General features: G+C 67.7%; 10 protein-coding genes and 1 pseudogene. 1 reads left to right on the top strand and 10 read right to left on the bottom strand.

From position 1 onward, the window contains the following. Together rpoB and VGL30_RS10750 are read right to left on the bottom strand one after the other, a co-directional pair. The coding region (gene rpoB / locus VGL30_RS10745) for a DNA-directed RNA polymerase subunit beta (RefSeq protein ID WP_331539744.1) at window positions 1-3890 on the bottom strand (3890 nt) is incomplete at its 3' end. A gap of 441 nt (window positions 3891-4331) precedes the next feature. Continuing rightward, a complete protein-coding gene (locus VGL30_RS10750) occupies window positions 4332-4910 on the bottom strand; it encodes an arsinothricin resistance N-acetyltransferase ArsN1 family B (RefSeq protein WP_331539746.1) in 579 nt (192 codons plus the stop codon). Window positions 4911-4956: 46 nt separating this feature from the next. On the opposite strand from VGL30_RS10750, the gene VGL30_RS10755 reads away from it, so the two are divergent. Continuing rightward, window positions 4957-5520, top strand: coding sequence for an XRE family transcriptional regulator (locus VGL30_RS10755; RefSeq protein ID WP_331539748.1), 564 nt, complete (start codon window positions 4957-4959; stop codon window positions 5518-5520). Window positions 5521-5587: 67 nt separating this feature from the next. On the opposite strand, the gene rplL is transcribed toward VGL30_RS10755, so the two are convergent. The 8 genes and pseudogenes from rplL to VGL30_RS10795 form a co-directional block, all read right to left on the bottom strand. Next, the gene (rplL, locus tag VGL30_RS10760) at window positions 5588-5971 is read right to left on the bottom strand and encodes a 50S ribosomal protein L7/L12 (RefSeq protein WP_331539750.1); all 384 of its coding nucleotides are present in this window, start codon (window positions 5969-5971) and stop codon (window positions 5588-5590) included. Window positions 5972-6019: 48 nt separating this feature from the next. Then, window positions 6020-6535, bottom strand: coding sequence for a 50S ribosomal protein L10 (gene rplJ / locus VGL30_RS10765; RefSeq protein WP_331539752.1), 516 nt, complete (start codon window positions 6533-6535; stop codon window positions 6020-6022). 378 nt (window positions 6536-6913) lie between these two features. Next, the gene (locus VGL30_RS10770; RefSeq protein ID WP_331539754.1) at window positions 6914-7309 is read right to left on the bottom strand and encodes a type II toxin-antitoxin system VapC family toxin; all 396 of its coding nucleotides are present in this window, start codon (window positions 7307-7309) and stop codon (window positions 6914-6916) included. Further along, entirely contained in the window at window positions 7309-7560 is a 252-nt protein-coding gene (locus VGL30_RS10775) for a type II toxin-antitoxin system VapB family antitoxin (protein WP_331539756.1), read from the bottom strand. Before VGL30_RS10775 ends, VGL30_RS10770 begins: the two co-directional genes overlap by 1 nt. A 126-nt stretch (window positions 7561-7686) precedes the next feature. Next, window positions 7687-8373: a 50S ribosomal protein L1 gene (gene rplA, locus VGL30_RS10780; RefSeq protein ID WP_331539758.1), complete on the bottom strand. Its 687-nt coding sequence runs from the start codon at window positions 8371-8373 to the stop codon at window positions 7687-7689. 2 nt (window positions 8374-8375) lie between these two features. Beyond that, the gene (rplK, locus tag VGL30_RS10785; RefSeq protein ID WP_331539760.1) at window positions 8376-8807 is read right to left on the bottom strand and encodes a 50S ribosomal protein L11; all 432 of its coding nucleotides are present in this window, start codon (window positions 8805-8807) and stop codon (window positions 8376-8378) included. 112 nt (window positions 8808-8919) lie between these two features. Continuing rightward, window positions 8920-9126 carry a GxxExxY protein gene (locus VGL30_RS10790; RefSeq protein WP_331539762.1) on the bottom strand — a complete coding sequence of 69 codons (207 nt, stop codon included), beginning with the start codon at window positions 9124-9126 and terminating at the stop codon, window positions 8920-8922. Between the two features lie 15 nt (window positions 9127-9141). Continuing rightward, window positions 9142-9273 (bottom strand): annotated as a pseudogene (locus VGL30_RS10795) (transcription termination/antitermination protein NusG); the annotation flags it as partial.

Raw genomic sequence — 9273 nt, forward strand, 5'->3', positions numbered from 1 at the left:
GCCCACACCTCCATTTCCCCGAACCGCTGGCCGCCGAACTGCGCCTTGCCGCCCAGCGGCTGCTGGGTGACCAGGCTGTAGGGGCCGATCGAGCGGGCGTGGATCTTGTCGTCCACCAGGTGGTGCAGCTTCAGCATGTAGATGTAGCCCACCGTCACCGGCCGCTTGAACTGCTCGCCGGTCTGGCCGTCGTGCAGCATCACCTGGCCGGAGCGGTTGAGACCGGCCTTCTCCAGAAGGTCCTCGATGTCGGCGATGTGCGCCCCGTCGAACACCGGCGTCGCGAACGGGATGCCCTTCGACAGGTTGCGCGCCAGCTCCAGCAGCTCCTCGTCGGACTCCGGAAGCTCCTGGTCCGTGCCGTAGACGCCGTACAGGTACTCGATCAGCGCCTGGCGCTGGCCGCCGTTCTGCCAGGCCTCCATCAGCTGGGCCACCTGCTTGCCGAGGCCGGCGGCGGCCCAGCCCAGGTGGGTCTCGAAGATCTGGCCGACGTTCATGCGCGAGGGCACGCCCAGCGGGTTCAGGACGATGTCCACCGTGGTGCCGTCGTCGAGGTAGGGCATGTCCTCGATCGGCAGGATCTTGGAGATGACCCCCTTGTTGCCGTGACGGCCGGCCATCTTGTCGCCCGGCTGCAGCTTGCGCTTCACCGCCACGAACACCTTGACCATCTTCATGACGCCGGGCGGCAGCTCGTCGCCGCGCTGCAGCTTATCGACCTTGTCCTCGAAGCGGCGGTCGAGGCGCTTGCGGGCCTCGTCGAACTGCCGGCGCATGGCCTCCAGCTCGCCCATCGCCTTCTCGTCGTCGAGGGCGATCTGCCACCACAGGCCCGGCGCGATCTCCTCCAGCTTCTCCGGCGTGATCTCGCCGCGGCCCAGGCCCTTCGGCCCGGAGACGGCGACCTTGCCGGTGAGCAGCTGGCGCAGGCGGGTGGTCATGTTGCGGTTGAGGATCGCGAACTCGTCGTCGCGGTCCTTGCCCAGGCGATCGATCTCGGCGCGCTCGATGGCCATGGCGCGTTCGTCCTTGTCGACGCCGTGGCGGTTGAAGACGCGCACCTCCACCACCGTGCCGGCCACGCCGGGCGGCAGGCGCAGCGAGGTGTCGCGCACGTCGGAGGCCTTCTCGCCGAAGATGGCGCGCAGCAGCTTCTCTTCCGGCGTCATCGGGCTCTCGCCCTTCGGCGTCACCTTGCCCACCAGGATGTCGCCCGGCAGGATCTCGGCGCCGATGGCCACGATGCCCGCCTCGTCGAGGTTGCGCAGGGCTTCCTCGCCGACGTTGGGGATGTCGCGGGTGATTTCCTCCGGGCCCAGCTTGGTGTCGCGGGCCATGACCTCGAACTCCTCGATGTGGATCGAGGTGAAGACGTCGTCGCGCACGATCCGCTCGGAAATCAGGATCGAGTCCTCGAAGTTGTAGCCGTTCCACGGCATGAAGGCGACGAGGGTGTTGCGGCCCAGCGCCAGCTCGCCCAGGTCCGTCGACGGGCCGTCGGCGATGACGTCGCCGGCCGTGATCAGGTCATGCACCCGCACCAGCGGACGCTGGTTGATGCAGGTCGAGGTGTTCGAGCGCTGGAACTTCTGCAGGCGGTAGATGTCGACGCCCGGCTTGGTGGGGTCGGTCTCGTCGGTCGCGCGGACCACGATGCGGGTGCCGTCGATCTGCTCGACCACGCCGGAGCGGCGGGCGACGACCACGGCGCCGGAGTCCACCGCCACGATGCTCTCCATGCCGGTGCCGACCAGCGGCGCATCCGTCTGGATGAGCGGCACGGCCTGCTTCTGCATGTTCGAACCCATCAGGGCGCGGTTGGCGTCGTCGTTCTCCAGGAACGGAATCAGCGACGCGGCGACCGAAACCACCTGCTTCGGCGACACGTCCATCAGGTCGACGTCGGCGCGGGGGAGCAGGGAGGGCTCGCCGTTGATGCGGCCGGGGACCAGGTCCTCGACGATGGCGCCGTCCAGCAGCTTGATGTTGGCCTGGGCGATGACGTGCTTGGCCTCCTCCATCGCCGACATGTAGACCACCTCGTCGGTGATCCTGCCGTCCTTGATCCGGCGGTAGGGGCTTTCGATGAAGCCGTACTTGTTGACCACCGCGTGGGTGGCGAGGCTGTTGATCAGGCCGATGTTCGGACCTTCCGGCGTCTCGATCGGGCAGATCCGGCCGTAGTGGGTCGGGTGCACGTCGCGGACCTCGAAGCCCGCGCGCTCGCGGGTCAGGCCGCCCGGGCCCAGCGCCGAGAGGCGGCGCTTGTGGGTGATCTCCGACAGCGGGTTGGTCTGGTCCATGAACTGCGAGAGCTGCGACGAGCCGAAGAACTCGCGCACGGCCGCCGCCGCCGGCTTGGCGTTGATCAGGTCGTGCGGCATCACGGTATCGATGTCGACGGAGCTCATGCGCTCCTTGATCGCGCGTTCCATGCGCAGCAGGCCGACGCGGTACTGGTTCTCCAGCAGCTCGCCCACCGAGCGGACCCGGCGGTTGCCCAGGTTGTCGATGTCGTCGATCTCGCCGCGGCCGTCGCGCAGGCCCACCAGGGTCTTGAGCACCGCCAGCACGTCTTCCTTGCGCAGGATGCGCACGTCGTCGGGGCAGTCGAGCTCCAGGCGCATGTTCATCTTCACGCGGCCGACCGAGGACAGGTCGTAGCGCTCGCCGTCGAAGAACAGCGACTTGAACATGGCCTCGGCGGCCTCCACCGTCGGCGGCTCGCCCGGGCGCATGACGCGGTAGATGTCGAACAGCGCGTCCTCGCGGGCGGTGTTCTTGTCCACGCGCAGGGTGTTGCGCATGTAGGCGCCCATGGTCACCTCGTCGACGTCGAGCACGTCGAGGGTGGTGAAGCCCTGCTCCTCCAGCGCGGCGATCAGGGCCGGGTCCAGCTCGTCGCCGGCCTCGGCGTAGATCTCGCCGGTCTCGAAGTTGACCAGGTCGCGGGCCAGATACCGGCCGGTGAGCGCCTCGGGCGCCAGCAGCAGGGTCTTCAGGCCGGCGTCGGCGTACTTCTTGGCGTTGCGGGCCGAGATCTTGGTGCCGGCCGGGGCGATCTCCTCGCCGGTGTCGGCGTCGACCAGCGGGTACTCGGGCTTCACCCCGCGCCAGCGCTCGGGCTTGTAGACGGTGGCCCAGCCGGCGGCGCCGGACTTGGCGTCGGTGCGCTTTTCGTAGGAGACGGTGTCGTAGAAGGTGGAGAGGATCTCCTCCCCGTCCATGCCCAGCGCCATCAGGAAGGTGGTGGCCGGCAGCTTGCGGCGCCGGTCGATGCGGACGAAGACGATGTCCTTGGCGTCGAACTCGAAGTCGAGCCACGAGCCGCGGTAGGGAATGACGCGCGCGGCGAACAGCAGCTTGCCCGAGGCGTGGGTCTTGCCCTTGTCGTGGTCGAAGAACACGCCCGGCGAGCGGTGCATCTGGGAGACGATCACCCGCTGGGTGCCGTTGACGATGAAGGTGCCCTTCTCGGTCATGAGCGGGATGTCGCCCATGTAGACGTCCTGCTCCTTGATGTCCTTGACGGAGCGGGCGCCGGTTTCCTCATCGGTTTCAAACACGATCAGCCGCAGCTTCACCTTGAGCGGCGCGGCGTAGGTCATGTCGCGCTGGACGCATTCCTCGACGTCGTACTTCGGTTCCTCGAATTCGTAGGAGACGTATTCGAGCACCGCGCGCTCGTTGAAGTCCTTGATCGGGAACACCGACCTGAAGACCGCCTCGACCCCCTCTTCCCGGCGCTCGCCGGCGCGGGTCTCGCGCTGCAGGAACTGCTCGTAGGAAGAGCGCTGGACCTCGATGAGGTTCGGCATCTGCACGGCTTCAGGGATGCGGCCGAAAGACTTGCGGATCCGCTTCTTGCCGGTGAACGATTGCGCCATGTTTTTCCCTTGCGGGCGCGCGGAGGGGACCCCACGCGCCGGTGTCTGCATCCTGCGTCCACCCTCGACCGCGCGGACGCGGCCGGACGCTGGAATCGCCCCTGTCTCGTCAGGGGCGCTCCCTCGCATGGCCAGAGGGCGGGGGGCCATGCCTCGGAGCAATCACGCGCGAAAAGTCGCGTCGGAAGACGGGTCGAAAATTTCGCGAAGCACGCGAGATAGGCGCTTTGAGCGTCGGCGCCAAGCCCGAAATTGGAAAATGCGCATAAGACCAAGGCGACGCCCGCTTGCGCCGACGCCGCCTCGCCCGTTTTTCGTCGGCTCCGGCGCTCCCGGGGCCCTGTCGACGCCTTGGGCAGGCCTGAGCGTAGAACCGCAGGGGGGCCGAAGGGTTCCGGGGTGCGACGTTTTGCACCACCGCGCTTCGGTGGAGCTCCGTCGTCAGCAAGGGCCGGCCGACGACGCCTTTTGGAAGAGGTCTGTCGAGAAGGCGAGCGGCGGAGCGGGGTCGTGCGCGGGGGCGCCCAGGGTGAGGCCCCACCAGCCGACGTCATGCCAGGCGCCCAGCTTGTAGCCGACCTCGCGGTAGACGCCGACCTGGGAAAATCCACAGGCCTCGTGCAGGCCGACGCTGGCGGCGTTGGGCAGGGTTATGCCGCCGAACACCGCATGGAAGCCCTGCAGTTCCAGGATCGACAGCAGTCGCCGGTAGAGCGCGCGGCCAATTCCCGCGCGATGGGCGTCGCGCGCCACATAGACCGTCGCCGCCGCCGACCAGCGGTAGCCCGCCCGCTCGGCGTAGGGCGCCGCATAGGCGTAGCCGAGCGCCCTGCCCTCCTGCTCGCAGACGAGCCACGGGAAGTCCGGTCCGAGGCGTGCGACGCGGGCCGCCATCTCGGCTTCGTCCGGCGGCGATGCTTCAAGGGAGACCGCCGTCTCCGCCACGTAGGGCGCATAGATCGCCGCCAGCGCAGGCGCGTCCTGCAGGGTGGCGATCCGGATCCAGGACGGCGACGCCATCGACATCTCCCTTGCAACCCGGGGACTGTCGAATATAAGGGATATAATGTCAAATATAGAGGACATCGGAGCGCATCTGGCGGGCCGCATCGCGGCGGCGCGCGCGGCCCGGAAGTGGTCGCTGGCCGATGTCGCCGAACGGTCCGGGGTGTCCAGGGCCATGCTCAGCAAGGTCGAGCGCATGGAGGCCAGCCCGACCGCCACGGTGCTCATGCGGATCGCCTCGGCCCTCGACATGACCCTGGCGGAGCTGCTGACGCCGGCGGCGGGCGGCGACGCGCGGGTGCGCCGCAGGGCCGACCAGCCGGTCTGGACCGATCCGGCCACCGGCTACAGGCGCCGCCAGGTCTGCCTGAGCCCCGCCCTGCCACTGGAACTCGCCGAGGTGGAGTTGCCGGCCGGCGCGGAGGTCGCCGCGCCCGCGGCGTCCTACCTGCTGATCCGCCAGGTCCTGTGGGTGATCGAGGGACGCGTCGTGATCATCGAGGGCGAGGGGCGAACGGCGCTGGGGCCGGGAGACCGCCTCGAGTTCGGCCCGCCGTCGGACTGCGTCTTCCGCAACGAGGGCGACGCGCCCTGCCGGTACCTCGTCGCGGTGGTCCGCAGATAGGCGCCCACGAAAAAGGCCCGGGGGTTCGCCCCGGGCCTTTCCGTATCGGTCGGAACGAGGCGGCGTCCTACTTGATGGTGACGGACGCGCCGGCGGCTTCCAGCTTCTTCTTGACCTCTTCCGCTTCCTGCTTGGAAACGTTTTCCTTCACGTTCTGCGGGGCGGCTTCCACCAGGTCCTTGGCTTCCTTCAGGCCCAGGTCCGGACGCACGCCGCGGACTTCCTTGATCACGTTGATCTTCTTGTCGCCGCCGGCGGTGAGCACGACGGTGAATTCGGTCTGTTCTTCGACCGCTTCGGCCGGAGCTGCAGCCGCGCCGCCAGCGGCGGCGACCGCGACCGGAGCCGCGGCGGAGACGCCCCACTTGTCTTCCAGCAGCTTGGAGAGCTCGGAAGCTTCCAGCACGGTCAGGGCGGACAGGTCTTCGACGATTTTTTCGAGGTTAGCCATGATGTTGGGTCCTTAAGTCGGTGTGATGTGGTTTCGTGGAAATGACGATCAGGCGGCGTCTTTGGCGGCGTAGGCGGCCATGACGCGCGCGAGCTGAGCCGCCGGCGCCTGCAGCACGCCCGCGACCTTGGTCGCCGGCGCCTGGATAAGGCCGATGATCTTGCCGCGGAGCTCGTCCAGGGAAGGCAGCGAGGCGAGCGAAGTGACCGCCTTCTTGTCCAGCACCTGTTGGCCCATCAGCCCGCCAATGACCGTGAACTTGTCATTGTCCTTGGCGTAGGCGGTCGCGACCTTGGCGGCGGAGACGGCGTCCGGCGCGAAGGCGAGCGCGACCGGACCTGCGAAGAGGGCGTCGCCCGCTTCGCCGACCGAACCGTCGAGCGCCTTCTTGGCCAGCGTGTTCTTCACCACCTGCAGCTTGGCGCCCTGTTGACGAAGGCGGCCCCGCAGATCGGTCATTTCCGCAACGGTCAGACCCATGTAGTGGGTCACGACCACGGCCCCGGACGAGGCGAAGACGCCTTTCAGCGTTTCGATCGCGTCCTGCTTTTCAGCGCGGTCCATTGCGGTCTCCTGCTCAAGTGCGGCGCCCGGACGACCCGGACGCCGTAACCACGATCGCCGCGCGCGGGCGCATGCCCGCGTCGGGATCGCTCAGCCTGTCCTTGAGAAGCCGCAGTCCTCACGCGCCCGGGGAGGGCGGCGCGGAAACCTCATCTTCCCGTCTCCCCACGGCGAAGGAAGGGCTCTTCCTTCGGTTACGGTCCGGGTGGCCCCCGGAACCCCGCAGTTCTTGGACAGGATCGGGAAGCCCGGAGGCTCCCCCACCCACGCCCCCGCGAAGGGGCGAAACTCTAAGAGGCGCGGGCTTTACACGCAGACGCGCGGAAATTCAATGGGCGGGCTGCAGCCGCTCCGCCGACCAGCCGCCGGCCCGGGCTGTCAGGCGACGGCGATATCCGTGCGACTGAAGTCATCGCCCTTGAAGAGCAGCGGCGCGCCATGGGTGCGCGCGCAGGCGTAGGCGAAGCAGTCGCCCATGTTGAGCCGCGCCGGATGCCGGCCCTTGCCGTAGCGCTCGAAGGCGTCGAGGGCGAGTTCCCGTTCGGCTTCGCCGATCCCGACCACGTTGATCTTCGACAGTTGCAGGAAATCGGCCACGTCCTGGCGGGCTGCACGCATATCGCCGCCGTACACCCTCGCAAGCGCCAACACCGTCTCGAACAGCGCGACGTGGGACGTCAGCAACGACGGAGCGTTCGCCATCTTTCCGGCATGACGCTCCGCGTCCGGCTCTTCCAGCAGGATCGCGCACAGCGCCGAGGCGTCGATGAACATCAGTCGTCTTCCTGGCCGGACAGCCAGTCAAAAAAAGCCTTGTCCGCCTTCAGGCCGCTTTTTGGACGTCGCGCGACCCTGTCCTGCAGGGCGTGCAGTTTTTCCAGGAAGGTCGGCTCGGCCGCGTCCCTTTTGAGTTCGGCGTCGACCGCCTGCTTGATGGCTTCGGTCAAGCCGACGCCGCGTTTGCGAGCAAGCTCCCGCACCAGCGTGTCCGTTTCCGGATCCCGAACATGGAAAGCCATCGACATCGCCTCCGCGTCTAGACGGCTAGATAAGGCTATCTAGCCGTCTAGACAACTGTGCTAGCCGTGCGCCGCGCACGAAAAAGGGGGCCGCGTCGCCGCGGCCCCCTCCCCGATCCGGATATCCGGCGATCAGGCCTTCAGCGAGGCCTCGTCCACCTTGAAGCCCGGCCCCATGGTCGAGGACAGGCTGATACGCTTGATGTACGTGCCCTTGGCGCCGGAAGGCTTGGCCTTGTTCAGCGCGTCCACCATGGCCTTCACATTGGCCAGCAGGGCCTCGTCGGTGAAGCTCGCCTTGCCGATGCCGGCGTGGATGATGCCGGTCTTTTCGGTGCGGAACTCGATGGAGCCGCCCTTGGCGTCCTTCACGGCCTGGGCGACGTTGGGCGTCACGGTGCCGACCCGCGGGTTCGGCATCAGGCCGCGCGGGCCCAGCACCTTACCGAGGCGGCCCACCAGGGCCATCATGTCCGGGGTGGCGATCACCCGGTCGAACTCCATGAAGCCGCCCTGGATGCGCTCCACCAGGTCCTCGGCGCCCACGATGTCGGCCCCGGCGGCGGTGGCTTCGGCCGCCTTGGCGTCCTTGGCGATCACGGCGACGCGCACGTCGCGGCCGGTGCCGGACGGCAGGGCCACCACGCCGCGGACCTGCTGGTCGGCGTGACGCGGGTCGACGCCCAGGTTGACGGCGATCTCGACGCTCTCGTCGAACTTGGCGGTGGCGTTGGCCTTCACCAGCTTGACGGCGGCTTCGACGGGATGGGTGACCAGGCGGTCGCCGGTGAACGCCTTGATGCGCTTTGCGGTCGCCATGGTCAGGACTCCACGATCTGCAGGCCCATCGAGCGCGCGGAGCCCTCGATGATCTTGGCGGCGGCCTCAACGTCATTGGCGTTGAGATCCTTCATCTTCTTGGTGGCGATGTCGCGCAGCTGCGTGCGGGTGATCTTGCCCGCCACCGACCGGCCCGGCTCCTTGGAGCCTGACTTCAGCCCGATCGCCTGCTTGATGTAATAGCTCGCCGGCGGGGTCTTGGTGATGAAGGTGAAGCTCTTGTCCTGGTAGACGGTGATCACCGTCGGCAGGGGCGTGCCCCGTTGTTCCTTCTCGGTGCGGGCGTTGAATTCCTTGCAGAAGCCCATGATGTTGACGCCGCGCTGGCCCAGCGCCGGCCCGATGGGCGGCGAAGGCGTGGCGGCGCCCGCGGGCACCTGCAGCTTGATATAGCCCAAGATCTTCTTGGCCATCGTTTCTCCTCATGGCTCCTTGGGAGCCGGTTGAGCCGTGGTGCGGGGTAACGGTGGCCGCCCCCTCCCACGGATTTGAATTTCGCAGCAAACCGCGAAGCCGGCGCTCATATCAGCGATAGGCCTCAGAAACAACACGCAGCCCGATTGAACCGCCACGCAAGCCGAGCTCATGCGCGAGGCGCCGCTCATAGGTGGATTCAACCAGCCCCGCGCCGAGCGCGCGATGCACCTTGAGCCCGGCATCAATGATGACGCGGGCTGCCGCGTCGGCTTCCGCCGAAGGCTCTTGGCGTTCTTGGCGTCCTTGGCGGTCCACCTCGGACGTTCGCGCCTAGCTGGTCTTTTCGACCTGGTTGTATTCCAGCTCGACCGGGGTCGCGCGGCCGAAGATCGAGACCGTCACCCGCAGGCGGGCGCGCTCCTCGTCGACCTGCTCCACCGAGCCGTTGAAGCTCGCGAACGG

The sequence above is a fragment of the Phenylobacterium sp. genome, from assembly GCF_036502675.1.
Lineage (GTDB): Bacteria > Pseudomonadota > Alphaproteobacteria > Caulobacterales > Caulobacteraceae > Phenylobacterium.